The following is a 23,167-nucleotide window of genomic DNA, read 5'->3' as shown; positions in this document are numbered from 1 at the left end:
ACGGCATAGACGACAGAAAGGGGCGCAAGAAAGAGAGGCAGAGAATGAAAGTTATAAGTTTGTTGAATTTAAAAGGCGGGGTAGCAAAGACCTTTACAGCGGTAAATATGGCATATGAGCTGTACCGCAGGGGCTATAAGGTACTGCTGCTGGATAACGACAAGCAAGGGAATTTAAGCAAGGCATACGGCAGATATGATGCAGAGAGCGTAGCGCCGATCACGAAACTGCTTTCCGGGGAATGGCAGGCGGCAGCAGAGCTGATACAGCGGACAGATTACGAGGGGATAGACATTGTTTCTGCAAATATGTCACTTATGGGCGCTACGTGGCAGCTGACAACGGCAGAAACGGGGAACCAGATAGAACGGTATAAGCGGCTGGCACAGCTGGACGCAGTAGGCGCTTATTACGATTACTGCATTATTGATAACCCGCCCGACATAGGGCTTAACGTGGTAAATGCGCTGACGATCACGGACGAGGTTATAGTACCTGTAAAAATAGACGAGTGGGCGTTAGAGGGTTTAGACATTCTGGCAGATCAGATAGAGGACGCAAGGCAGTTTAACCCGGCGCTGCGTCTGCTGGGTGTTCTGGTTACGGCATATCAGAACACGGACGGAGAGGCAGCCGGGCGGGAGTGGTTAGAGGCAGAAAAAGAAAGCTATTCTTTACTGGGCGTTATCAGATATTCCGGGAAAGTGGCAGAGAGTACGTTTTTATTCAAGCCGATTTATGAGTATAGCCCGTGCTGCGGAGCTGCGCAGGACTATAAGAAATTCGTAACCAGATACACAGGGAAAGCGAGGTAAGGGAAATGGGAAAATCAAAATTTGGTTTTGCGGATATTATGAACGCGAAAAGCAGGGCAGCAGGCATAGGCAATGTAAGCGAGTATACGGAAATCTGGTTAAGCCCGTATGATGTAAAGCCCTCTGAAAGCAATTTCTATTCACAGGAGAACATAGAAGAGCTGGCAGACAGCTTTTTGACCGTAGGGCAACAGCAGCCCACGGTATTAGGCAGGGTAAACGGTGAATTTAAGATTGTGAGCGGACACCGCAGGAACCTTGCAAACATTCTGAACATTGAGCGGGGGCATGAGGAATTTAAGAAAGTGCGGTATCTGTACAAGGATATGACCGGGGCAATGTTTGAATTGTCTTTGCTGATCGGCAACGCATATAACAGGGAGCTTACGGCGTGGGAGAAAACCCAGCAGGCGCAGAGGTTGAAAGAGGCGCTTTTAAGGGCGAAAGACGAGGACGGGTTAGAGATCACGGGAAAGCTGCGGGACATTATAGCAGAGCTGATGAACGAAAGCCCCACAAATATAGCCCGTATGGATAGCATTAACAACAATGCCACGCCGGAGATCAAGGAAGAGTTTGCAAAGGGAAATATAGGGGTAACAACGGCTTACGAGGCAGCAAAGCTGCCGCCAGAAGAGCAGAAAGCCATAGCAGAAAAGGCGGCAGCAGGCGAGAGTATACGGGCAAAGGAAATAGCGGCAAAGGTGGCAGAGAAAAAGGCGGGCGACGACTACGAAACGCCGCACCCGGAAAGCATAACCTCTTTGTGCTATTCATGCCAGCGGTATAAAGACTGCAATGTGAAAACGGGGACTTGTGAAAAGTGCGATCAGTACATAAACAAGGCAGAGGCAGAAAAGACGGACGAGCAGCGTTATAGCGACGAGCAGGACAAAATAGACCGGGACACAAAGAAGAAATTACAGGAGCAGGCAGACCGGGAGAAAATGGAGAAACTGCCGAGCGACGGGAAAGCAGATCACAAAACGCATGAGGTAAAAATAGCCGTTTCTTACTATGGGGATATTGTAAGCGGCAAGAAAAAGTTTGAGCTGCGGAAGAATGACAGAGGGTACAAGGTGGGCGACAGCCTTAAAATGTTGGAATTTAAGGACGGAAAGCACACAGGGCGCACAATAGATGCAGATATTATTTATATGCTGGAAGATTATACAGGGCTGGAAGAGGGGTATTGTATTCTGGGAATTGATGTTACCGCACACAGCGGGGAAGTGTCCGAAACGGACACGGGGGCAGACCAGTTGCCGGGACAAATGAGCATTGAAGATTACCAGATAGGACAGGCAGCAGAGCCGGAAAGTGAGGCAGGCAATGAACAGCAGGAAGAGGAAAAAGAGGGATAAGCAGCGGGCGGTTACAATCGTTGTAGGCTGCGAGAAAACAGCAAAGGCAGAGGAATACCGAAAAATGCGGGAGAGCATAGAGTATCAGTTAAAAGCGGGCAGCGTTATTGTGCTGCCTGCCTATCTGCATGTTGAGGCGATCATACAGCAGCCGGGCAGCAGGCGTATTGTGATTAAGCAGGAAAGCGAGGTAGAGGCATGAGGGAGATTGTTTTAGAAATTCCTTTAGAGTACGCAGACGGCACAGAAGAAAAGATTTATATAAAGGCGTATGTAGGCTGGGATTTAGGAAACGGAGCCAGCATTACTACGGTAAATGAGCCGAGAATATTAAGCGATAAAGAAAGGGCAGAAATAGGGATATGAATTATAGACAGTGGAAAAAGAGATATAAAAAGTTGCATGGAGTAAACCCGCCTTTAGAACTGGATAAGCGCAGACAGCGCAGGCTTGCAAGAAAGGCAGTTAAGAGTATAAGCAGTATTGACTTTTCAGCTGTAGCCACAAGAGCAGCAGAGGCTATTACAAATGCAGCAGCGGCTTTTATGCGGGGGCTGGGCGGGGCTTTTGATTCAGCGGGGACGGTATGCAGGAATGTAGCGGACAATATACAACCATTGGAAATTAAGGGGCGTGTATTCAGCTGGCAAGCGAGGGAATACGGCAGCAGTCATTATGCAGTATACGAGATAAACGCACTGGGCGGCGCTGACGAGCTTAGAGCAATCACACACAGCCAGCAGGCAGCGGAAAAGATAGCGGAGATCATGGAAAGCGATCATTTAGAGTATTTAAGGCGTGTAAGCCCGGAGAGGATAGGGCGCAGGAATGATGCAGTAGACAGCCTGCGGGCAGCAGTCATTACGGCATATGAAAGCGGGGCGTTTCATACATGATAAAGTTTATGGACGAGATCACAGAGGTGCTTACAGGGGCAGTAAGGACGTATATGGAATGGGTGGGAGAAATAGCAATATACATACTGGGCTGCTGGCAAAGGGGCTTATTCTTCTTTCTACGCCTGTATGGATATTGCCGTATATACTGATACGGGATATTCTGCGGGACAATAACGGCGGGAAATGTGAAAAGCCGGATTGTGACAGCTGCCCGTTTCCACCATGCCAGAAAGGAGAGGGCGAACAGTGACGGATTTTTTATTGACAGTCATAATTATTTTGCTGCTGGCAATATTCGGACGGATTGACAGCGGATTCAAAGAAAGGAGTAGAAAAGATGCAGGAAACAGAAACTAAGGCAGCAGGCGCAGAGATCGTGGCAGGGGGAGAGGAAACAGGCGAAAGCCGGGTAGCACTTCCCGCCTCTGAATTTGAAGAGCTGATACAGAAAGCGGCAAGGGCAGCAGTGCGGGAGTACAGAAAGCAGGAAGAAAAGGAAAAGCGGCAGAACAAATACCATAATACTTTCACGCTTATGAAATGTTACCGTGATGCAGTTTTCCATATCCAGAACGCAGTAAGCGACGGCGAGCAGTTAGAGCTTAAGGGAATGACAGAAGAGCAGCAGCGGGTATATCTGGAAAGCGTGAGACGCAGCCGTTTTAAAACGCTGATTATGACAGCACACATAGACACGGCAGTAGAAGAGATCGAGCGCAGGCGCAGGGCAGCAGGCAGAGAGGTAGAGTATAAAGCGTTTGAACTGTATTTCATGCAGGGCATGGAGTATGCGGAGATCGCAGAGAAACTGGAAACCGGGAAGAACACGCCGCGACGCTGGGTGACAGCGATCATAAACGAATTATCTGTACTGTTATGGGGCATTGATGAAGAACGGGCGAGGCTGTAGCAGCAGCCGGGCTGGTAATATCGTGGTAAAATCGTGGTGTTTACATGGTATTTCAAAAGCTGTATAATGGTAACATGAAAAGAGTAGGCAGTAGCTTAGCCGTGACGCGGCAGCAGTAGCCTGCTCTTTTTTTATTTCTTTAGCCTCCACCCGGCGCATGAAATCTAGGGCGCTGGGTATTGCAGAAAGGAGCGGGGACAGTATGAAAGCATGGGCTAAGAGTTTTTACTTATCGCAGGCGTGGGAGAATACCAGAGCCGCTTACTTAATGTCACAGGACTATATATGTGAGCGCTGCGGGGAGCCTGCAAAGATAGCGCACCATAAGCGCTACTTAACCAGAGAGAATATTAACGACGCGGGCATAACGCTAAGCTGGGACAATTTAGAGGCGTTATGCCAGGACTGCCATAACAAAGAGCATCATAAACGCAAGCCGCGCCTGCGGTATAAGTTTGATGCGACGGGCGGCATATCCCCCCTATCCGAAAACAAAAAATAAAGGGGGAAATTACCGAGGGGGATACCATAAAATTACCCTCCGGGCGCGTGCATACGTGGTGTAGGGGGTGTGGTGGGGTGATCTGGCAGCGGCAGCAGGCGGCAGGAAAGAGAGGTAGAGGGAATGGCTGCGCGGAAAAAGAAAAAAGAAAACCGTATCAAGGACGAGAAAAAAAGACTTAAGGAGATATTTGCAGAGCTTGAAGAAAATAAGCGAAATTTAGTAACGCCGCTGATAGAAAAGGCTGCTTTTATGAGCATAGAACTTGACGACTTGCAGGAAACCATAGAGCAGGAGGGCTGGACGAGCGAGTACAAGAACGGTGAAAACCAGTACGGCACGAAAAAAAGCCCAGAGGCAGAGACATACATAGCATTAAGCAAGAACTATGCGGCAGTCATTAAGCAGCTGACAGAATTAGTGCCAGCCGCAAAAAGAAAGGCAAGCAGGCTGGCTGCCCTGCGGGACGAGTAGGCGGCAGTGCTGCCCTATAAGAATTATATCTATGAGTACCACGCAAAAATAAAAAGCGGCGAGATCGTAGCGGGGAAATGGATAAAGGCAATTTACAAGATCATTGTGGACGGGCTGGAAAAGCAGGAATATTTTTTCAATGCAAAGGCGGCAAATAAGGCGATCAAGTTTATTGAAAATTTCTGTCACCACAGCAAGGGGCGCAGTGATCTTATAAAGCTGGAACTATGGCAGAAAGCTATTATTTCTGTCATTTTTGGTATACAGGACGCAGAAAAAGTGCGCGTTTTCCGCGAAATTTTTATAGTTATCGGCAGAAAAAACGGAAAAAGTTTATTTGCCTCTGCCCTTATTGCGTACATGGCATTTTTAGAACCAGAATACGGGCAGGAAATTTATTGCTTAGCGCCTAAGTTAGATCAAGCGGCGCTGGTATATGACGGATTTCACAAAATGGTAAAGGCAGAGCCGGAGCTTTTAGAATTGGCGCGGAAACGGCGCAGCGATATTTACATTGAGGAAACGGAAAGTTTTGTTAAGCCGATTGCCTTTAATGCCAAGAAGTCTGACGGATTTAACCCGCAGCTGGTAGTATGTGACGAAATGGCGGCATGGAGAGGCGACGCAGGGCTAAAGCAATATGAGGTTATGAAGTCTGCTTTAGGAGCGCGTACACAGCCAATGATCTTAAGCATAAGCACAGCAGGTTATGAGAATGACAGCATATACGACGAGCTTATGAAACGCAGTACCAGCTTTTTAAAGGGAAACAGCAAAGAGCGCAGGCTTTTACCGTTTATCTACATGATAGACGACGTAGAGAAGTGGAACGACATAGAAGAGCTTAAGAAAGCTAACCCGAATATGGGCGTTTCTGTAAAAGAGGGCTTTTTCATTGATGAAATAGCCGTAGCAGAGGGTAGCTTAAGCAAGAAAGCAGAGTTTTTATGTAAATACTGCAATATCAAGCAAAACAGTTCTATTGCATGGCTGGAATATATGACCGTAGACCGGGCAGGGGTAGAAAAGACATTAGAGGATTTCCGGGACTGCTACGCGGTGGGCGGCATTGATCTTAGCCAGACTACGGACTTAACGGCGGCAAGTGTTGTGATCGAAAAGGGCGGCGTGCTGTATTCCTTTACACAGTTCTTTATGCCGAAAGACCGCATAGAGAGCCTGCAAGCCACGGACGGCGTGCCGTATGACATATTTGTAAAGAAAGGGCTGATAACTTTAAGCGGTGATAATTACGTCGATTACCACGACGTTTTTAACTGGTTTATTATGCTGCTGGAAGTGTACGGAATAAGACCGCTGAAAATCGGATATGACCGATACAGCGCCCAGTATCTTGTAAATGATATGAAAAATTACGGGTTCCATATGGACGACGTACATCAAGGCGAGAACTTAACGCCAGTTATCCGGGAATTTGAGGGAATCATTAAAGACGGCAATTTCAAGATCGCGGAAAACAGTTTACAAAAGACGCATTTCTTAAATGTTGCGCTTAAGCACAACATGGAAACAAGGAAATTCAGACCTGTAAAGATAGAGCAGCGGGCGCATATTGACGGTTTTGTATCTGTCATTGATGCAATGACGGTACGGCAGAAATACTGGGAAGAGTGCGGCGAGCTGCTGAAAAATGCCGCATAGAAAGGAGAGTAAGCGGAGTGAAATTTTTTGACTATTTATTCCACGGGAAAAAGCTGCAAATGATAGACAGCTATTTTAAAATGCTGAACGGCTACAGCCCGACGTTTACGAGCTTTAACGGCGGCGTATACGAAATGGATTTGACGCGGGTAGCGATCAACAGTTTTGCCACACATTGCAGCAAGCTAAAGCCGGAGATCGAGGGTAGCGCCCTAAAGCATCTGGAAAGGGTATTGCAGTATAAGCCTAACTATTTCATGGACACAACAAAATTCATAAAGCGTCTGGCGACGATCTTAGCGGTAGAACATACCGCTTTTATTGTGCCTATTGAGGACGAGGCAGGGAACCTGTGCGGCTTTTATCCCCTGCGGGCGCAGCGCTGCGAAGTGGTAGAGGCTGCCGGGCGGGTGTATCTGCGGTATCTTTTCGCAAACGGGGAGTATGGGGCGATTGAGTTTGAAAAAGTCGGCATAATGACTGACTTTGAATACAGCGACGACCTTTTCGGAGAGGATAACAGCACGCTTAAGCCCACAATGCAGCTGATACATACCCAGAACGAGGGCATTATTAACGCCGTGAAAAATTCAGCAAGCATACGCTTTATGGCAAAAATAGCAAATATGCTGAAGCCGGAGGACATAAGGGCAGAGCGGCAGAGATTTACAGAGGACAATTTAAGCGCTGACAATAAAAGCGGCATGATTCTTTATGATAACAAGTTTACTGATGTGAAACAGGTGGAAAGCAAGCCGTATACACCAAACGCGCTGCAAATGCAGCAGATACAGGATAATGTATGCACACATTTTGGTACAAACATGGATATTCTGCAAAACAAGTTTAACGAGGAAACATGGAACGCCTACTATGAGGGGAAAATAGAACCTTTTGCAATTCAGCTATCGCTTGTTATGTCAAACATGGCATTTTCACAGAGGGAGCTTGCACACGGGAACGCGATCACGTTTTCTTCTAACCGCCTGCAATATGCCAGCAATGCTACAAAGCTGCAAGTAAGCACACAGCTTTTTGACCGGGCGCTGCTTAACCGTAACGGCGTAATGGATATATGGAACATGCCGCACGTAGAGGACGGAGAAAAGTATTACATACGCAAGGAATACACGGAAGTAAGCCAGCTGGGAAAAAGCGAGGAAAAGCAGCCGATCATTATACAGCAGATGCCGCAGCCGGGGCAGCAGGCAGACGGGACGGAGCCGGGGGAAGAGCCAGCGCCGGACGATAAGGGACAGAAAGAGGGTGTAACAGATGCCGATTAAGCAGGACAGGGAGTATAGGACGCTGGCAGCGCCATTGTCGGCGCAGGCGGCGGCAAAGCGGATAGACACGGATTTTTACGTTGAGGGCTACGCGACGACGTTTGAAAGCCCGTATCTGCTTTACGAGATCGAGGGTACAAAGTTTTACGAAAGAATAGACGCGCACGCGCTGGACGGGGCAGACATGAGCGACGTAATTATGCAGTATGACCATGAGGGGCGCGTATTTGCCAGGCAGTCTAACGGTTCCCTTATTCTGATACCAGACCATAAGGGGCTTTTGATTGCAGCCGATTTAGGCAGGACGGACTTAGCGCGGGGGCTGTATCAGGACATACAGCAGGGCATGATAACTAAAATGTCGTGGGCTTTCACCGTGAAAACGGACAGCTACGACAGGGCAACACATACAAGGACAATATTGGAGATCAAAAAAGTTTATGATGTATCAGCCGTGAGCATACCAGCAAACGGCGGTACTGAAATAAGCGCCCGCAGTTTTGCGCATAGGAGTTATGAGGCAGAGAGGCAGGAGCGGCTTTTACAGCGGGCGAGGCTACTAAAGATCAGAGCCAGTCTATAAAAAACAGAAAAGGAGATTGCAGGAAATGAACAGATTGAAAGAAATCGAGGCAAGGTTAGCCCAGATCAAGGGCGAGCTTACCACAAGGGCAGCAGAGCTGACAGAGGCAGAGATCGCGGCGCTGGAAACAGAGGTAACGGCATTGCAGGAAGAGCGGGCAGCATTACAGGCGGCGGCAGAAAAGCGCAAGGCGTTACTGGAAAAGATCGCAAACGGCGAGCCTGTAGAGGGTGACGGGGGAGAGGCAGCGCCCGCAACCGTGCTGCGCAATTTCAAGCCCGCAGACCATACCGACGACACCGGGGACAGATACGGCAGCATGGCATACAGAAAGGCGTTTATGCAGTATGTCTGCCGTGGCGCGAAAATCCCGGCAGAGTACCGGGCAGACGCAGTAAGCAAGACCACGGACGTAGGCGCGGTTATTCCTACAACCGTGCTGAACCAGATCGTAGAAAAGCTGGAAAGCACGGGCATGATCTTAGCCCTTGTCACCAGAACGGCGTACAAGGGCGGCGTGGGTATTCCCGTTTCCACGGTAAAGCCCGTGGCTACATGGGTAAATGAGGGGGCAGGCAGCGAAAAGCAGAAAAAAGACATCAAGAAAGACGGCATGATTACTTTTGCATACCATAAGCTGCGCTGCGCGGTAGCCGTATCTCTGGAAGTTGACACAATGGCAATGAGCGCTTTTGAAACCCTGCTTATCAACAATATTGTTGAGGCAATGACAAAGGCGATTGAACAGGCGATCATTGACGGCGACGGGACAGGGAAACCGAAAGGAATTTTACAGGAGACACCCGCAGACGGGCAGACCATTGACAGCGACGCGCCTGCCTATGCTGATCTGATTAACGCAGAGGCGGCGTTACCGCAGGCATACGAAAACGGGGCGGTATGGTGCATGAGCAAAAAGACGTTCATGCAGTATTACGGGCTGACAGATGCCAACGGGCAGCCGATCGGCAGGGTAAATTACGGGATCGCCGGAAAGCCGGAGCGGACGCTTTTAGGCAGACCTGTAGTGTGCTGCGATTATGTAAAAAGCTATGCGGCAACACTGGCAGCAGGCACGGCTTTTGCTTTCCTCTTCAATTTCAAGGATTATGTGCTGAATACCAATTATGCTATGGGCGTAAAGCGGTATGAGGACAACGACACCGACGACACCGTAACAAAGGGTATCATGCTGGCAGACGGCAAAGTAGTTGATAAAAACAGTCTGGTAGTTATCCAGAAACTGAAAGCGGCGTAAGCCGGGAATCAATAAGGCGGCTGGCGTTTCCTGCGCTGGCTGCCGGAAATGAGGTATAGGGCATGAAAGGACATTTAGATGCAGAACAGCTGAAAAGCATGGATTATAAGAGCTTGCAGGCTTTGGCAAAGGATATGGGCGTAAGCGCTGCTGGAAAGGCAGAGGATATTATAGCCAGAATTGCAGCAGTAGAGGTAGACGTACCAGAGGGAGAGCTTACAGAAGAGGAAAAGGCGCTTTTTGAGGCAGAGGCGGCACGGCAGGAAGAGGCAGAAAAGGCAGCAGGGCTGGTTAAGGTAAAAGCCGTTACAAGGTTCTTAGACAAGCAGCTTAACCAGATTAAGGACGCAGGCGAGGCTTACAGCGTAGGCAGGGAGCGTGCGGCAGAGCTGGCGGCAGCAGGCGTGGCAGAGATTGTGGGATAACCAGAAAGAGGGTGCAGCGTATGGCGGCAGATGCCACCACATTAACAGAGAAAATGCGGGCGGCGCTGCGTATCAGCAGCACCAGCGAGAAGATAACGGCAGAAATAGAGGACTGTATAGCCGCCTGCAAAGCCGACCTTGCAAACGACGGGGTAAAAGCCGTTGACGAGGGCGACGCACTGATTATAAGGGCAGTTACCCTTTACTGCAAGGCAGAATTTGGCTACAACGACAAAGCGGAGAAGTTTAGGCAGTCATACGACACGCTGAAAATGCGGCTTGCTTTGTCGCAGGAGTACAACACAGCGCCGCCCGTGTCCGAAACGGACACCGAGGGCGCAGAAAGCGGGGAGTGATATGGCAGCATGGGCAGACGAGCTTACAATAATCAGCCAGCAGCCGCCAGACGAGAGGGTAAACGCTGGGGGCTTTGAGAATGAGCCGCAGGAGAGCGCCCGCACTGTTTTCTGCAACAAGAAGAAAGTAGGCTACAGCGAGTATTTTAAGAGCCAGCAGACGGGCAAAGTGGTAGAGGCAAAATGCGAGGTACATAAGGCAGACTATGAGGGCGAGGACACAATAGAAATGGACGGGCGGCGCTTTTTCGTGCTTAAGACCTACGACATAGACGACGATACCATAGAGCTTACGCTAACTGATTTGCGGCATAAGGACAGTGGGGAATAAAAACGGCGGTTTTCCCGCCGTTAAAATTATTCATTATTTAATTTTCGGTATTTCAATGTGATTTTGCAACCATAAGAAATAGCATAACCGTTTTCGTTACGACCACCGCCATATACATTAATACCGCATATTCCCTCATAGCGTGCATCATTATCAATTATAAACTGCACATAATCGGCAGGGATATTGCCTATTTGCATATTGTTAGCATAAACGCCGAAAGCGGGCTTTCCGTCAAATTCATACTCACGCAGACCAAGCTCAACGTATTCGTCAAAAGGTTTGTCGTTAAAATGTATTTTGCGTAAAATAGTTTGCCGTGTGGGTCCATTTTCGTTTTTGAATGTAACACCAGCTACTTTTATTTCCAGATATTCAAATTGTTTTGATAAGTCTGGCGCATCTGAAACAGTAGCAGATTGGATAGCCGCCGTTTTATCTTCACTTGTGGAAACGGGCGAAATAGTGGGGGCTGTTTCTGCAATATGTGGCGCAGGGATATTGGGTACTGGTACTGCGGCGGGCGTTTCTACTGTATTGGGATTTACCGTATTATTATCCTGTAAGGGACGAGGAACAGAACTTTTGTTCGCAGGGGGGGGTAAAACGGTTTGGAGCTTGTGGCGTTTCGCTACTTGTTTCTACTACTGGTTTAGCGGAACGGAAAGCCAGAAATGCAAAAACGCCGCAGATAACAAGGCAGCCAACGCCGCCAGAAACAAGACCGCCCGCAAATCCACTAAAAGCGGATAAAAGGAATAGGACGGCAAGGCAGGAAAAGACTATAGTTTTCTTTTTCATATAAAACACAACCTTTCTATCGTTTTAAAGAAAATTATAGAGCAATGTCGATTTAAAATCAACAGAAAGGGGGCAAATAAAATGGCAGAGTTTACTACGGTAGGGCTGGAAGAGGTAGAAAAAGCGTTTTTGAGAATGGAAGAGGCAGCAGTTACAGCAGTCCCTAAAATGCTTAAGGCGGGTGCAGACGTACTGGTAGAGGCACAAAGGGCAGAGGCGCTGGCTATGGGATTAAATGAAACGGGCGGCTTTGTGAAATCAATCAAAGCAACTGCCGTAAAGGGAAACGATACCGAGAAATATGTAGACGTTTACCCGCAGGGCAGGGCAAAACATGGAAACGACAGAAAAGGCGACAAAAGCAACGTGCGCAATGCTACTATCGGATTTGTAGCAGAATACGGGACGAGCAGCCAGCAGGCACGACCATATATGACCGTTGCAAACGAAAAGGCACATGAAAAAGTAATAGACGCAGAGCTGGAAGTATGGGAGCGTGAGCAGGGAAAATGAGCAGCATAAAAGAGATTTTAGAGAGCGCAGGGCTGCCAGCACAGCGGGGAGTATATACTGGCAGATGCAAGCCGAAAGCCTATTATACTTTCCTGCGGCTGAATGGCGGCGCTGCCGTAAGCGCAGACGATACAGAGAGTGAAAGCAGGGAAATGTATAGGGTAACGCTTTTCCATAAAGGCGACTATGAGGCACAGCTTAACAAAACTCTGGAAGTGCTGCGGGCGGCAGACGTTTACATTAACAGCGTTGACACAGAGAACTACGAAACAGAAACGGGGTACTGGTTAGTGCCTATCACAATCGAAATTTTAAAGGAGTGACAAAACAATGACACTGGGATTAAGAGATTTATTTTATGCAGTATGCACAGAGGCAGACGGCGTGGAAACTTACGGAACGCCTAAGAAAATGGCAGAGGCTATGACGGCTGACTTATCCGTAAAGACGGCAGACGGCAGCTTGTATGCAGATGATACGTTGAGTGAAAGCGTATCCGAGTTTGCAAGCGGCACGCTTAAGCTGGGCGTAAAAGACCTTACGCCGGAAGTGCTGGCAGAGGTACTGGGGCAGATGGTAGACCAGAATAAGGTAGTATGGGCTGGAAAGGACGACGAGCCGCCATATGTGGCTATCGGCTTTAGGGCAAAGAAAACGGGCGGGCGTTTCCGTTATGTATGGCTGCTTAAGGCTAAGTTTAAAGTGCCGTCTGAAAAGTATGAAACCAAAGGTGAGAGCATCAAGTTTAACACGCCAGACATTGAGGCAGACTTTACGGCAAGGAAGAGTGATGGACGCTGGAAAGCTGACTTTGTAGGCACAGAGGACAGCGCAGCAGCTAAAACATGGTTTACCGAAGTGCCAGAGCCAGCGGAAACCATAACAGAGGCATAAAAACAGAATAAAGGGAAAGGAGAAAAGGCGCAGCGCATGGCTGCGCCTTAATTTGTTGATATGAGCGCAATTAAAGACGGTGGCTATACAGTAACGCTGAAAGGGAAAGAGTACAGACTTCTTTTTACACTTAACGCATTAGACGAAATTCAAACGAAATTCGGCGGTTATGACAAGCTGGGAGAGGCTTTTAACCAGAGTAACCCAGACTGGGTAAAAGATACAAAATGGCTGCTTACAATGCTTATCAATGAGGGACTTTTGGAAGAGGACGAAAACGCCCAGCTTTTCACAGAGCAGCAGATAGGCAGGCTGATACACATGGGAAATCTGGCAGAGGTACAGCGTGCTATTTTTGCGTCGTTTGCAGCAGGCACGGCAGGCGACGAGGAAAGCAGCAGGGATACTGAAACAGAGGACGACGAAGAGGCGGGGGAAATGAAAGCCGTGCAGGAAAGTTAGACACTGCACGGCTTTTGTATATCGCTATGGTGCTGCTGGGGTATAGGGAGCGTGAGGCGTGGAGAAAAACGCCGTACCAGATTGTAACCCTATTCGGATACCACAAGGAATATAACCCGCACATTTTTAGGCAGGAGCGGGCAGCAGTACCGCAGGCGGCAGAGGGACTGGACGACATTGACATAGCGTTAGGGGGATTGTAACAAATGGCTGACAGAAATGCAAATATGACAACCAGAGTAGGTATAAGCGGTGAAAAAGAATATAAAGAAGCCTGCAAAGATATAAACAAAAACCTTGCGCTACTCAATTCGGAAATGAAACTTGTAACGGCTGAATACAAGGATAATGCAGACAGCATTGAGGCGCTAAAGGCTAAGCAGGAGATTTTACAAAAGACATATGACGAGCAGGCTAAGAAAGTTGAGGCGGCTAAAAAAGTATTACAAGAATACCAAAACGCTGAAAATCAAAATGCTGATGCAATCCAAAAAGCACAGAAAGAGTTAAATTACCAAAGAGCAGCTTTAGAAAATACAAATAATGCTTTAAAAGAAAATGCAAGACAGCAGCAGGAGGCAGAAAAAGCAACCAGCGCAGCAGCATTAGCCCAAAAGCAATATGAAGAACATTGCAAACAGATAAATGAAAATATAACACAGCTATCGTCTGAATTAAAGGTGGTGGCAGCGGAGTACAAAGGAAATGAAACCAGCGTAGAGGCATTAGGGAAAAAGCAGGAAATTTTAGCAAAAATCTTTAATGAGCAGGGAATAAAGCTGAATGAAACCGAAGAGGCACTAAGAAAATGCAAGGAAGAAAACGGGGAATACAGCGAAGAGGCAAGAAAGCTAGAAACAGAGCTTAATAACCAACGGGCTACGCTGCTGGACGCAGAGGCAGCTTTACAAGCTGTAGAAAATGAATTATCAGAGGGCGTGCAGGCACAGCGCCAGTATGAGGCGGCTTGCCAGGGGATAGATAAAAATTTATCCCTTTTGGGCGCAGAATTGCAGGAAGTAAATGCAAAATACAAGACGAATGAGAACAGCGCAAAAGCCGTGGCTGAAAAGCAGGAAATCCTTAAAAGGACGTATGACGAGCAGGCAAAAAAGGTAGCGGAAACAGAAAGAGCCTATGAAAGCATGGTAAGGCAGTACGGGGAAACCAGCAGCGAGGCGCAGGAGCTTGAAACGCAGCTGCACAACGAAAGAGCCGCCCTATACGACGTGGAAAACCAGCTTGCAGAAACCGAGCAGGGGCATAACGGGCTTGCGTCCGCTATGGGAAATCTGGGCGGCATCATGGCAAAAGGCATAGCGGCAGTGGGGGCGGCTGCGGCTGCAATCGGTACGGCGGTAGTGGCGGGGCTGGGCTATGCCGTAAGCCAAGCGGACGAGGCAAAGGGCGCTTTAAATGATTTCTGCGCAGCCACGGGGACGGCTACAGAGGACGCAGGGCAGTACAAGCAGGTTATGGAGAACATCTATAACGCTAATTTTGGCGAGGGCTTTGAGGACATAGCGGCAGCTATGGCAGAGGTACGGCAGCAGGCAGGCGACTTAGGGGCAGACGAGCTGGAAAAAATGACGACCAACGCATTAGCGCTGCGTGATACGTTTGATTTTGACGTAGCGGAAAGCACCAGAGCCGCCACACAGCTTATGCAGAAATTCGGCTTATCATCTGACGAGGCATATAACCTTATTGCGCAGGGCGCACAGAACGGGCTTAACAAGAACGGGGATTTGCTGGACGTTATTAACGAATACAGTAACCAGTATTCGCAGGCAGGGCTAAGCGCAGAGGATATGTTTAACTCTATCGCTAACGGCGCTGCTACTGGCGTATGGAGCATAAACAAGATGGGCGACGCTTTTAAGGAATTTAGTATCCACATGAATGACGGGACGGCAAACGAATACCTTACAAGTCTGGGGCTTAATGCAGACGAGGTAGTAGGGAAATTCCAAAAGGGCGGCGACAGCGCAAAAGAGGCTATGAGCCAAGTAAGCGAGGCGCTTAAGAAACTGCGACGACAAGAGCCTACAGTATACGGCGGGCGTGGGCTTAATGGGTACTATGTGGGAAGATATGGGCGCTGATGCCTGCACGTCGCTTATGGACGTTGAGGGGCAGATAAGCAAGACCACGGACGCTATGGGGAAGATTAACGCCGTAAAATATGACACATTTTCAGAGGCTATGCAGGGCGCAGGCAGGATACTACAGACCAGCTTTATTATGCCGATAGGCGAGCAGGCGCTACCGATTTTCAGCCAGTTTGCAAACGAGCTGGCGCAGGGTGCGGCAGAGGCGGGCGGCGATATGGGGAAAATGGCGCAGAGCTTTGGCGACGCATTAGGAAACATGGTAAACGGGCTGGCAGAAATGCTGCCACAGATTACCAGCTTTGCCGTAGAGCTTGTAAGCGGGCTTGTGGACGGCATTGTAGAGAGTGCGCCAGCAATCGTGCAGGCGGGCGTAGGAATGATTACGGGGCTTGTGGACGGCATTGTAGAGGCGATACCGACACTGGCAGAGAGCGCAACGGAGATAATAACAACGCTGATTAACGGCATTGTGGAGCTGATACCGTCGCTGGCAGAGGGCGCAGTACAGATTATTGCGGGGCTGGCAAAAGGACTGGGGGAGGCGCTGCCAGAGCTGATACCAAGCGTAATAGACGCAGTGCTTACCATAGTGGATACGCTGATAAACAACGTGCCTATGCTGATAGATGCAGCCTTGCAGCTTGTCACGGGGCTTGCAGACGGGATTATAGCGGCGCTGCCAGTCATCATAGAGAAACTGCCGCAGATTATAACCAGCATAATAAATGCGCTGGTAGAGGGCATACCGCTTATTTTGGAGAGCGCAGGCGACATTATAGCAGCGCTTGTGGACGGCATTATAGATGCAATACCGCTGCTTATTGCAGCAGTGCCGCAGATTATAGTAGCCATTGTAGAGGGGCTGGTAACGGGGCTGCCTAAAATCGTGGCGGCAGCAGGGCAGCTTGTGACGACGATTTTAAACAAGTTAAAGGAACTGCCAGCACGGATACCGCAGGCGATAGCGGCAGGCGTGGAAAAAATAGCCGAGTGGGGCGCAAGCATGAAAGAAAAGGGCGGCACTGTCATTACAGAGTTTGTGGCAAAGGTTATAGACGTTGTAAAAGAGCTGCCGCAGAAAATCTGGAACGGTATAGTAGATGCCGTTACCAGAGTAGCCACATGGGGCTTGAATATGCAGACCAAAGCGAAAGAGGTAATGAACACAATGCTTACAAATATCGTAACCATTGTGAAAAAAACGCCTGTAAAAATTTGGAACTGTATCATAGGAGCGGTAAACAAAGTAGCGACGTGGGGCGCGAACATGGTAAGCAAAGCCAAAGAGGTAATGAATACCATGCTTACGGCAATCGTGAACATTGTAACGCAGACACCGCAGAAAATCTGGAACTGTATCATAGGAGCGGTGACAAAGGTAGCGACGTGGGGCGCGAACATGGTAAGCAAAGCCAAAGAGGTAATGAATACCATGCTTACGGCAATCGTGAACATTGTAACGCAGACACCGCAGAAAATCTGGAACTGTATCATAGGAGCGGTTACAAAGGTGGCTACGTGGGGTAGCAATATGCTTACGAAAGCCAAAGAGGTAATGAATAGCATGGTTGCTGGCATTGTAACCATTGTGAAAGAAGTACCGCAGAAAATCTGGAACGCAATAGTAGGCGCAGTTACCAAAGTGGCTACGTGGGGCAGTAATATGCTAACCAAAGCCAAAGAGGTAATGAATACCATGCTTACGGCAATCGTGAACATTGTAACGCAGACACCGCAGAAAATCTGGAACTGTATCATAGGAGCGGTGACAAAGGTAGCGACGTGGGGCGCGAACATGGTAAGCAAAGCCAAAGAGGTAATGAATACCATGCTTACGGCAATCGTGAACATTGTAACGCAGACACCGCAGAAAATCTGGAACTGTATCATAGGAGCGGTTACAAAGGTGGCTACGTGGGGTAGCAATATGCTTACGAAAGCCAAAGAGGTAATGAATAGCATGGTTGCTGGCATTGTAACCATTGTGAAAGAAGTACCGCAGAAAATCTGGAACGCAATAGTAGGCGCAGTTACCAAAGTGGCTACGTGGGGCAGTAATATGCTAACCAAAGCCAAAGAGGTAATGAATAGCATGGTTACTGGCATTGTGAACATTGTAAAAGAAGTGCCGCAGAAAATCTATAATAGCATTTCTGCCGCAATATCCAAAGTAGCCCAGTGGGGTACAGAGGTAAAAAATAAAGCGGTAGAGGGCATGAGGAATGTTATAAGCGGCATAACGGGCGCATTTAGCAGTATCGGTAGCACTATGGCAGATATTGGCAGCAATATTGTTTCTGGCATCTGGAACGGCATAAGCAATGGCACGCAATGGATAAAGAATAAAATAAGCGGCTGGGTAGGAAATGTTACGGACTTCTTAAAAGGGCTTTTTGGAATAAATAGCCCGTCTAGGCTGATGCGTGACGAAGTAGGCGTATATCTGGCACAGGGTATCGGCGTGGGCTTTTCTGATGAAATGAAAAAAGTAAATAAGCAGATCGAGGAAAGCATACCGCAGGAGTTTGACGTAGGCGCAAAAGTCAATTTCTCTGATGCCGACATAGACGGGGAGCCGTGGAAACCAAAGCCGAAAGGCGGCGGGGCAGCAGGCAGCCCGGTAGTACATATCACACAGAATATATACGCCAATACGACGGACTACGCAAAGCAGCAGAAAGAGGCGCAGCGGCAGTTTAAGCAGGCAGCAAGGACGGTGTTAGCATGATGTATGAAAAGCTGGTTTATACCAATGAGAGGGGCGAAAGCATAGAGCTTAGCGTAGGCAGTGTGTACCATTGCAACGTAAGCAAGGACGTAGACGGCATAGCAGGCGTGACAAATGCAGTATACAGCACAAACAGTATGGGGCAGCATGGAGATACCTATGTAGGGCAGCGGATAGAGGCGCGGGACGTTGACATACTGGGGCATATCAATACAAAGGACAAGCAGCAGTCTTACGAACTGCGCCGCAGGCTGCTTAAGATTTTTAACCCGGAGCTGGGCGGCACGCTTGCCTATGAATACGGCAGCTTTAAGCGTATTATTAACTGCCGCCTGCATGGAAAGCCGGACGTAGGGAGAAAAAGCGTTTTGCAGCAGTTCAGCCTACAGCTGGACTGCCTTAACCCGTTCTGGCGGGAAGAGGACGAGCAAAAGGAAGATATAGCAAGCTGGGTGGCTGCCTGGCATTTTCCCTGCGTGATCGAAAAGGACAACAGCAAAAGTATGATTTTTGGGTATCGCGCTGAAAGCGTAATTGTAGACTGCTTTAATGAGGGGGACGTTTCAACAGGTATGCGGGTGAGGTTTACCGCGCTGGGGACAGTTACAAACCCGATTATTTTAAACGTAGACACAGAGGAATTTATAAAGCTGAACGTTACCATGCAGACCGGGGACGTGATCGAGGTAAACACAAAATACGGCAGCAAGGGAGCTACACTGACGCGGGACGGGGTAAAGTATGATTATTTCCGTAAAGTGGACGTTGACAGTACATTTATGCAGCTTGACATAGGCGACAATAATTTTCGGTATGACGCAGAGGGCGGCGTAAATTCTATGGAAGTCTCTATTTTTTATGACAGGGAATATCTGGGGGTATGACGCATGGAGCTTAGAGTATTTGACGAGACGGTAGAGCCGCTGGGACTGATCGACGAAATGGCAAGCCTGTTATGGCATGTAAAGTATTTTGATGTAGGCACGTTCAATCTGCTTGCGCCGATCACGGACAATAACAAACGGCTGCTTACCGAGGGCAATATTATTGTAAAGCATGACGGAAAGCGGGAAGTGACGGACGCGGCGGGCGGTATCTGGCGCAGGGCTGCGCAGATTACCTATGTACACATTACCAAAGATGAGAACGGGTTAGAGCAGATAGAGGCACAGGGCTACATGCTTAGCCAGTGGCTTAACAAGCGCTGCATAAGCCCGCAGATCGTAACGACGGCGACGAACCAGAGCATTATAAACACAATGGTAAAGAATAACTGCGGCAGCAGTGCGGGTACAAAGCGCCGTTTCCCGCGCTTTATCATGCTGGCGCAGGAAACCATAGCAGGCAGCGCGGTAGAGTACGCAAACGAGGTATACGCAAAGCTGGGGCAGGAAGTAAAGGCGAGGGCGCAGGCAGGAAAGCTGGGCTATGACATTCTGATTAACGAGAGATCGCGGCAGTACGGCTTTTATCTGTATAAGGGCAAAGACCTTACCGCGAAAAACAGCGAGGGAAACACGCCTTGTATTTTTTCGCGGGATTTTGACAATATAAACGAGCAGGAATATACAGCAAGTATAGAAAACTGCGGGAATTTCATTTACATACAGGGAGCGGCAGACGACAACGGCAGCCAGCCAGTGACGACGGTAGACGGAGAGGGCGCGTCTGGTCTGGAGCTGACAGAGGTATTTTGCGACGCGACGGACATAGCCCGGAAATACCAGAGCGGGGAAACAGAGGTAACAATACCGCTTAATACCTATTTGCAGATGCTTAAGACGAGGGCGGCGGCAGAGCTGGAAAACTACGGAAAGATCATAAATTTTGTAAGCACAATTAACACAAATTCTAACCTTAAGTTTAAGCAGGACTTTGATTTAGGGGACAGGATCACATGCAAGGAAACAAAGTGGGGCATACAGATTGATGCACGGATAACAGAAGTAACAGAGACATACCAGAAAGGCGCAGAGGAAATAGAGGCGACGTTTGGGGACAGCCTGCCTACGCTGGTAGACCAGATAAGGAAAGTGAGGTAAAAAGCATGGCTGATTGTCTGCCGTTCAATGCCATTCTGGTAGATGAAGAATACGACAGGGTATATAAAGCCGAGGACTGGGCGTGGTATTTTGCCACGTTCATAGCAAACGGCGTTTTCCCGAAACCCAGCGACGGGCTACAGGTTATAGCCTATGACAAAATGGAAATCAAGGTAAACGCCGGGTATGCGTTTATCAATGGTTACGCTTTCAGAAACCCTGTAAGCATGGGTATTACGTTAAGCACAGCAGAGGGGGCGCTTAACCGCATAGACCGGGTAATTATACGCTGGGACTTGACGCAGAGGGACATGTATCTGACCGTCTTAAAGGGCGTGCCGTCTGCAAAGCCTGCGGCAGCAGCCTTAACCCGGAATACGGAAATATGGGAGCTTGCCATAGCTGATATTTACGTGGGGAAAGGCGTAACAAAGATTCAGACAAAGGATATTACAGACCAGCGGTTTAACAGTGCCTTGTGCGGCATTGTGAAAGGCACAATAGAAGAGATCGACGCAAGCGTACTGACGAAACAGTTTAATGACTTTTTCAAAACCTACAGCCAGGCAGTGCTGGACGAGTTCAGCATATATAAGCAGGATATGGAAAAGTATTTAAGTGAGATCGCGGGCATTTATGAGAACTACATAACCATGACAGAAAGCCTGTTTAACCAGTACGAGAACCAGTTCAGCGAGCGGTACAATTCTTTTGAAAGTACGCTTGACGGCTGGGACGCGGAGCTATTGAAAGCCTATACCGCTTTCATGGCGAAAATTACGCTTTTCCAGACAGAGGCAGAAAGCGAGTTTAACGCATGGTTTGAGGACATAAAGGAAAAGCTGGGCGGGGACATTGCAGGCAGCCTGCAACTGCAAATAGACGGGCTGACAGACAAGGTAGAACAGCTGCGGCAGCTGGCAGAGGCGGGCGGCGCGGAGACGGCAGAGACACTGGCAGAGCTTGACAGGCGGCTTACGCTGGTAGAAAACGGCTGGAACATAAGTTATAAGCATGATGCCGTTTTAGGTTTATGCTATCTGGGAGCTGCCTACATGTGCCAGCATTACGAAAGAACAGAGGAAACGGCGGTGTTAGGAATTGCATATATCGGCAATTCCTATCTTGCAAATACATTTTAAGGAAAGGGGCAGATTATGAAAGGATTTCCCAAAACATTAAAGACAAAAGACGATTACTACAACTGCCTTGCTATGGTGGCAGCCGGGGAGCTGGCGGCGGCTGATCTGCTGGCAAAAATTGAAAGTCTGGAAAAGCAGCGCTACATACAGTGCGCTATTGTATCGGTGGCAGAGGAAAAGAAAGCAGTGACAGTATATTACTGCGACGAGGCAGCGCCGGGCATGGCTTTTGCGGCTGGCGGCATTTCTGGAACGGTCACGGCGGTAACGCACACCCAGACGGACGACGCGGCGGCAGCAGGCGAGACGGGAAACGACAGGACGGTATTAACACTGTCAAAGGGCATTGCCGCAGATAATACGGCTATAGGGCTGGAAAAAGCGGCAGCAGTGGCAGGAATGACCGCAGACGACATTACAGCGCTGAAAGGAGTGTTAAAACAGTATGAGTAGAATATTTGTTGATGATGTGACAAAGACAGACCGCAGGGCGCTTTTGAATGTAAACAAGCTGGCGACAATCAGCGACATTGTAGCGCCGACGAGCCAGTATTTATACGCAAGCGGGGCGAATGAGATCACCGTAATAGAGGGCTGCGTAATTGCCGTGGGCGGCGCTGGTATCTTCCAGACGGGAAACACGGTACTTAACGCCTCTAATCTGGACGTAGGCGCGGCTTTTTCCGTGGGTTGCGACTATTACGTTTATATCTGCGACAGCAGGCAGGACGCACAGGACGAGCAGTATATTATTTCCCTTAACTCTACATATCCGAGCGGGTGGAACGCCAGCAACAGCCGCAAGATCGGCGGCTTTCATTACGGGCGCTGCCGTAAGATCAATGGCAATTTGCAGCCCGTGAACAGCAGCGGCGCTGTTTTCGGTACGGGCTGGGAAAGCGCGGTAAGCAACGGGATTGTGCCGCGCAGCGTATGGACGCTGGGACACCGCCCGAAATGCAGCCCGGAGGGTATGGTATATCTGGGCGGTGGCACATGGGTAGACATTTACCTTAATTCTGACGACGGCGCGCAGGGCTTGAAATCAGAATATAATTGTGCGCCAATGACAGGCACAGAGGGCATGAACTGGTACACGTTCACGGAAAGGCTTATGAAAAGCGGTAAGCGTATGCCGGACTACAGCGAATTTTGCGCTTATGCTTTCGGCAGCCCGCAGGGGCTTGACGGGGCAAATACAAACGCATGGACGGCGACGACGAACACGGGCAGGGGGACTACGGGCAGCGTGGTAAATGCCGTTTCTGCCGTGGGCTGCGTTGATGCCGTGGGGCGTGTCTGGGAATGGCTTAATGATCTGATTACACGGGCAGAACACGCCACAAATGCAGAATACCACCCTACGGCGGCGTGGGGCTGGGATAAGAAAAGCCCTTTAAGGGATAATGCCACAAAGTACGACGTAGGCAACATTTACCAGTATTACGCGTATTCTCTGGCGGCGCTGTTCGCGGGCGGTAGCTGGAACAATGGCGTTCACGCGGGCGCGCGTGCCGTGTCTTGCAGCGGTTTCCCGTGGAGCGTGTACGCGGCTATCGGCGTGCGCGGGGCGTGTGATTCTATGTAGAGGCGGGCGAAAGCCCAG

Annotated in this window: 28 protein-coding genes and 1 pseudogene; all 29 read left to right on the top strand. The window is 49.0% G+C overall.

Features of this window, described 5'->3' with window-relative positions; all coding sequences use genetic code 11:
* The first annotated feature begins 44 nt into the window (after positions 1-44).
* The 29 genes and pseudogenes from AC6I2O_RS04620 (at position 45) to AC6I2O_RS04480 (ending at position 23,149) form a co-directional block, all read left to right on the top strand.
* Positions 45-815, top strand: a complete 771-nt coding sequence (locus AC6I2O_RS04620) for a ParA family protein (RefSeq protein WP_497742490.1) — start codon at positions 45-47, stop codon at positions 813-815.
* A 5-nt stretch (positions 816-820) separates the two neighbouring features.
* Positions 821-2,179, top strand: coding sequence for a ParB/RepB/Spo0J family partition protein (locus AC6I2O_RS04615; RefSeq protein WP_497741963.1), 1,359 nt, complete (start codon positions 821-823; stop codon positions 2,177-2,179).
* The gene (locus AC6I2O_RS04610) at positions 2,148-2,381 is read left to right on the top strand and encodes a hypothetical protein (RefSeq protein WP_172526938.1); all 234 of its coding nucleotides are present in this window, start codon (positions 2,148-2,150) and stop codon (positions 2,379-2,381) included. The genes AC6I2O_RS04615 and AC6I2O_RS04610 overlap by 32 nt, the downstream gene beginning before the upstream one ends.
* Entirely contained in the window at positions 2,378-2,545 is a 168-nt protein-coding gene (locus AC6I2O_RS04605; protein ID WP_172526939.1) for a hypothetical protein, read from the top strand. Before AC6I2O_RS04610 ends, AC6I2O_RS04605 begins: the two co-directional genes overlap by 4 nt.
* Entirely contained in the window at positions 2,542-3,075 is a 534-nt protein-coding gene (locus AC6I2O_RS04600; RefSeq protein ID WP_497741962.1) for a hypothetical protein, read from the top strand. Before AC6I2O_RS04605 ends, AC6I2O_RS04600 begins: the two co-directional genes overlap by 4 nt.
* A 58-nt stretch (positions 3,076-3,133) precedes the next feature.
* Complete coding sequence (locus AC6I2O_RS04595) at positions 3,134-3,328, top strand: hypothetical protein (protein WP_497741961.1); 195 nt, start codon at positions 3,134-3,136, stop codon at positions 3,326-3,328.
* An 87-nt stretch (positions 3,329-3,415) separates the two neighbouring features.
* On the top strand, positions 3,416-3,988 hold the full coding sequence (locus AC6I2O_RS04590; protein ID WP_303661638.1) for a hypothetical protein: 573 nt from the start codon (positions 3,416-3,418) through the stop codon (positions 3,986-3,988).
* 202 nt (positions 3,989-4,190) lie between these two features.
* Positions 4,191-4,490 carry an HNH endonuclease gene (locus AC6I2O_RS04585; RefSeq protein WP_334632701.1) on the top strand — a complete coding sequence of 100 codons (300 nt, stop codon included), beginning with the start codon at positions 4,191-4,193 and terminating at the stop codon, positions 4,488-4,490.
* Between the two features lie 123 nt (positions 4,491-4,613).
* Positions 4,614-4,964, top strand: a complete 351-nt coding sequence (locus AC6I2O_RS04580; RefSeq protein ID WP_172526943.1) for a hypothetical protein — start codon at positions 4,614-4,616, stop codon at positions 4,962-4,964.
* A 6-nt stretch (positions 4,965-4,970) separates the two neighbouring features.
* The gene (locus tag AC6I2O_RS04575) at positions 4,971-6,626 is read left to right on the top strand and encodes a terminase large subunit (RefSeq protein ID WP_334632703.1); all 1,656 of its coding nucleotides are present in this window, start codon (positions 4,971-4,973) and stop codon (positions 6,624-6,626) included.
* Positions 6,627-6,643: 17 nt separating this feature from the next.
* Positions 6,644-7,912: a phage portal protein gene (locus AC6I2O_RS04570; protein ID WP_172526945.1), complete on the top strand. Its 1,269-nt coding sequence runs from the start codon at positions 6,644-6,646 to the stop codon at positions 7,910-7,912.
* Entirely contained in the window at positions 7,902-8,495 is a 594-nt protein-coding gene (locus AC6I2O_RS04565) for an HK97 family phage prohead protease (RefSeq protein ID WP_497741959.1), read from the top strand. The genes AC6I2O_RS04570 and AC6I2O_RS04565 overlap by 11 nt, the downstream gene beginning before the upstream one ends.
* A 31-nt stretch (positions 8,496-8,526) precedes the next feature.
* A pseudogene (locus AC6I2O_RS04560) lies at positions 8,527-9,753 on the top strand (phage major capsid protein); the annotation flags it as partial.
* 62 nt (positions 9,754-9,815) lie between these two features.
* Positions 9,816-10,178, top strand: coding sequence for a hypothetical protein (locus AC6I2O_RS04555; protein ID WP_497741957.1), 363 nt, complete (start codon positions 9,816-9,818; stop codon positions 10,176-10,178).
* A gap of 20 nt (positions 10,179-10,198) precedes the next feature.
* Complete coding sequence (locus AC6I2O_RS04550) at positions 10,199-10,534, top strand: phage head-tail connector protein (RefSeq protein WP_497741956.1); 336 nt, start codon at positions 10,199-10,201, stop codon at positions 10,532-10,534.
* 1 nt (position 10,535) lies between these two features.
* Entirely contained in the window at positions 10,536-10,865 is a 330-nt protein-coding gene (locus AC6I2O_RS04545; RefSeq protein WP_497741955.1) for a hypothetical protein, read from the top strand.
* 300 nt (positions 10,866-11,165) lie between these two features.
* Positions 11,166-11,618 (top strand): hypothetical protein, encoded by a 453-nt coding sequence (locus tag AC6I2O_RS04540; RefSeq protein ID WP_497741954.1) that lies wholly within the window; start codon positions 11,166-11,168, stop codon positions 11,616-11,618.
* 129 nt (positions 11,619-11,747) lie between these two features.
* A complete protein-coding gene (locus tag AC6I2O_RS04535; protein ID WP_120436406.1) occupies positions 11,748-12,179 on the top strand; it encodes an HK97-gp10 family putative phage morphogenesis protein in 432 nt (143 codons plus the stop codon).
* Positions 12,176-12,502, top strand: coding sequence for a hypothetical protein (locus tag AC6I2O_RS04530; protein ID WP_172510346.1), 327 nt, complete (start codon positions 12,176-12,178; stop codon positions 12,500-12,502). Before AC6I2O_RS04535 ends, AC6I2O_RS04530 begins: the two co-directional genes overlap by 4 nt.
* A gap of 7 nt (positions 12,503-12,509) precedes the next feature.
* A complete protein-coding gene (locus AC6I2O_RS04525) occupies positions 12,510-13,073 on the top strand; it encodes a major tail protein (protein WP_497741953.1) in 564 nt (187 codons plus the stop codon).
* A 60-nt stretch (positions 13,074-13,133) separates the two neighbouring features.
* Positions 13,134-13,535, top strand: coding sequence for a hypothetical protein (locus AC6I2O_RS04520; RefSeq protein WP_120436412.1), 402 nt, complete (start codon positions 13,134-13,136; stop codon positions 13,533-13,535).
* A gap of 14 nt (positions 13,536-13,549) precedes the next feature.
* Positions 13,550-13,738 (top strand): hypothetical protein, encoded by a 189-nt coding sequence (locus tag AC6I2O_RS04515; RefSeq protein WP_147413252.1) that lies wholly within the window; start codon positions 13,550-13,552, stop codon positions 13,736-13,738.
* Between the two features lie 3 nt (positions 13,739-13,741).
* Positions 13,742-15,640, top strand: coding sequence for a phage tail tape measure protein (locus AC6I2O_RS04510; protein ID WP_497741952.1), 1,899 nt, complete (start codon positions 13,742-13,744; stop codon positions 15,638-15,640).
* A complete protein-coding gene (locus tag AC6I2O_RS04505; RefSeq protein ID WP_497741951.1) occupies positions 15,609-18,377 on the top strand; it encodes a phage tail protein in 2,769 nt (922 codons plus the stop codon). The genes AC6I2O_RS04510 and AC6I2O_RS04505 overlap by 32 nt, the downstream gene beginning before the upstream one ends.
* The gene (locus AC6I2O_RS04500) at positions 18,374-19,261 is read left to right on the top strand and encodes a phage tail family protein (RefSeq protein WP_347282639.1); all 888 of its coding nucleotides are present in this window, start codon (positions 18,374-18,376) and stop codon (positions 19,259-19,261) included. Before AC6I2O_RS04505 ends, AC6I2O_RS04500 begins: the two co-directional genes overlap by 4 nt.
* Before the next feature lie 3 nt (positions 19,262-19,264).
* Positions 19,265-20,419 (top strand): siphovirus ReqiPepy6 Gp37-like family protein, encoded by a 1,155-nt coding sequence (locus tag AC6I2O_RS04495; protein WP_497741950.1) that lies wholly within the window; start codon positions 19,265-19,267, stop codon positions 20,417-20,419.
* 5 nt (positions 20,420-20,424) lie between these two features.
* The gene (locus tag AC6I2O_RS04490) at positions 20,425-21,561 is read left to right on the top strand and encodes a hypothetical protein (protein ID WP_497741949.1); all 1,137 of its coding nucleotides are present in this window, start codon (positions 20,425-20,427) and stop codon (positions 21,559-21,561) included.
* A gap of 15 nt (positions 21,562-21,576) precedes the next feature.
* Positions 21,577-22,014 carry a hypothetical protein gene (locus AC6I2O_RS04485; protein WP_497741948.1) on the top strand — a complete coding sequence of 146 codons (438 nt, stop codon included), beginning with the start codon at positions 21,577-21,579 and terminating at the stop codon, positions 22,012-22,014.
* Positions 22,007-23,149 carry a phage major tropism determinant gene (locus tag AC6I2O_RS04480; RefSeq protein ID WP_497741947.1) on the top strand — a complete coding sequence of 381 codons (1,143 nt, stop codon included), beginning with the start codon at positions 22,007-22,009 and terminating at the stop codon, positions 23,147-23,149. Before AC6I2O_RS04485 ends, AC6I2O_RS04480 begins: the two co-directional genes overlap by 8 nt.
* Positions 23,150-23,167: the final 18 nt, after the last annotated feature.

The organism is Blautia sp. St.27G3 (assembly GCF_059728505.1).
The sequence above is the reverse complement of the archived record's forward strand: the minus strand, read 5'-3'. Positions and strand labels throughout refer to the sequence as shown.

What these genes read in the sequence shown, in the direction of transcription:
- AC6I2O_RS04620 (WP_497742490.1), top strand. Translation starts at nt 45, where the DNA reads ATGAAAGTTATAAGTTTGTTGAATTTAAAAGGCGGGGTAGCAAAGACC.
- AC6I2O_RS04615 (WP_497741963.1), top strand. Translation starts at nt 821, where the DNA reads ATGGGAAAATCAAAATTTGGTTTTGCGGATATTATGAACGCGAAAAGC.
- AC6I2O_RS04610 (WP_172526938.1), top strand. Translation starts at nt 2,148, where the DNA reads ATGAACAGCAGGAAGAGGAAAAAGAGGGATAAGCAGCGGGCGGTTACA.
- AC6I2O_RS04605 (WP_172526939.1), top strand. Translation starts at nt 2,378, where the DNA reads ATGAGGGAGATTGTTTTAGAAATTCCTTTAGAGTACGCAGACGGCACA.
- AC6I2O_RS04600 (WP_497741962.1), top strand. Translation starts at nt 2,542, where the DNA reads ATGAATTATAGACAGTGGAAAAAGAGATATAAAAAGTTGCATGGAGTA.
- AC6I2O_RS04595 (WP_497741961.1), top strand. Translation starts at nt 3,134, where the DNA reads ATGGGTGGGAGAAATAGCAATATACATACTGGGCTGCTGGCAAAGGGG.
- AC6I2O_RS04590 (WP_303661638.1), top strand. Translation starts at nt 3,416, where the DNA reads ATGCAGGAAACAGAAACTAAGGCAGCAGGCGCAGAGATCGTGGCAGGG.
- AC6I2O_RS04585 (WP_334632701.1), top strand. Translation starts at nt 4,191, where the DNA reads ATGAAAGCATGGGCTAAGAGTTTTTACTTATCGCAGGCGTGGGAGAAT.
- AC6I2O_RS04580 (WP_172526943.1), top strand. Translation starts at nt 4,614, where the DNA reads ATGGCTGCGCGGAAAAAGAAAAAAGAAAACCGTATCAAGGACGAGAAA.
- AC6I2O_RS04565 (WP_497741959.1), top strand. Translation starts at nt 7,902, where the DNA reads ATGCCGATTAAGCAGGACAGGGAGTATAGGACGCTGGCAGCGCCATTG.
- AC6I2O_RS04555 (WP_497741957.1), top strand. Translation starts at nt 9,816, where the DNA reads ATGAAAGGACATTTAGATGCAGAACAGCTGAAAAGCATGGATTATAAG.
- AC6I2O_RS04550 (WP_497741956.1), top strand. Translation starts at nt 10,199, where the DNA reads ATGGCGGCAGATGCCACCACATTAACAGAGAAAATGCGGGCGGCGCTG.
- AC6I2O_RS04545 (WP_497741955.1), top strand. Translation starts at nt 10,536, where the DNA reads ATGGCAGCATGGGCAGACGAGCTTACAATAATCAGCCAGCAGCCGCCA.
- AC6I2O_RS04535 (WP_120436406.1), top strand. Translation starts at nt 11,748, where the DNA reads ATGGCAGAGTTTACTACGGTAGGGCTGGAAGAGGTAGAAAAAGCGTTT.
- AC6I2O_RS04530 (WP_172510346.1), top strand. Translation starts at nt 12,176, where the DNA reads ATGAGCAGCATAAAAGAGATTTTAGAGAGCGCAGGGCTGCCAGCACAG.
- AC6I2O_RS04525 (WP_497741953.1), top strand. Translation starts at nt 12,510, where the DNA reads ATGACACTGGGATTAAGAGATTTATTTTATGCAGTATGCACAGAGGCA.
- AC6I2O_RS04520 (WP_120436412.1), top strand. Translation starts at nt 13,134, where the DNA reads ATGAGCGCAATTAAAGACGGTGGCTATACAGTAACGCTGAAAGGGAAA.
- AC6I2O_RS04510 (WP_497741952.1), top strand. Translation starts at nt 13,742, where the DNA reads ATGGCTGACAGAAATGCAAATATGACAACCAGAGTAGGTATAAGCGGT.
- AC6I2O_RS04505 (WP_497741951.1), top strand. Translation starts at nt 15,609, where the DNA reads ATGGGTACTATGTGGGAAGATATGGGCGCTGATGCCTGCACGTCGCTT.
- AC6I2O_RS04500 (WP_347282639.1), top strand. Translation starts at nt 18,374, where the DNA reads ATGATGTATGAAAAGCTGGTTTATACCAATGAGAGGGGCGAAAGCATA.
- AC6I2O_RS04495 (WP_497741950.1), top strand. Translation starts at nt 19,265, where the DNA reads ATGGAGCTTAGAGTATTTGACGAGACGGTAGAGCCGCTGGGACTGATC.
- AC6I2O_RS04490 (WP_497741949.1), top strand. Translation starts at nt 20,425, where the DNA reads ATGGCTGATTGTCTGCCGTTCAATGCCATTCTGGTAGATGAAGAATAC.
- AC6I2O_RS04485 (WP_497741948.1), top strand. Translation starts at nt 21,577, where the DNA reads ATGAAAGGATTTCCCAAAACATTAAAGACAAAAGACGATTACTACAAC.
- AC6I2O_RS04480 (WP_497741947.1), top strand. Translation starts at nt 22,007, where the DNA reads ATGAGTAGAATATTTGTTGATGATGTGACAAAGACAGACCGCAGGGCG.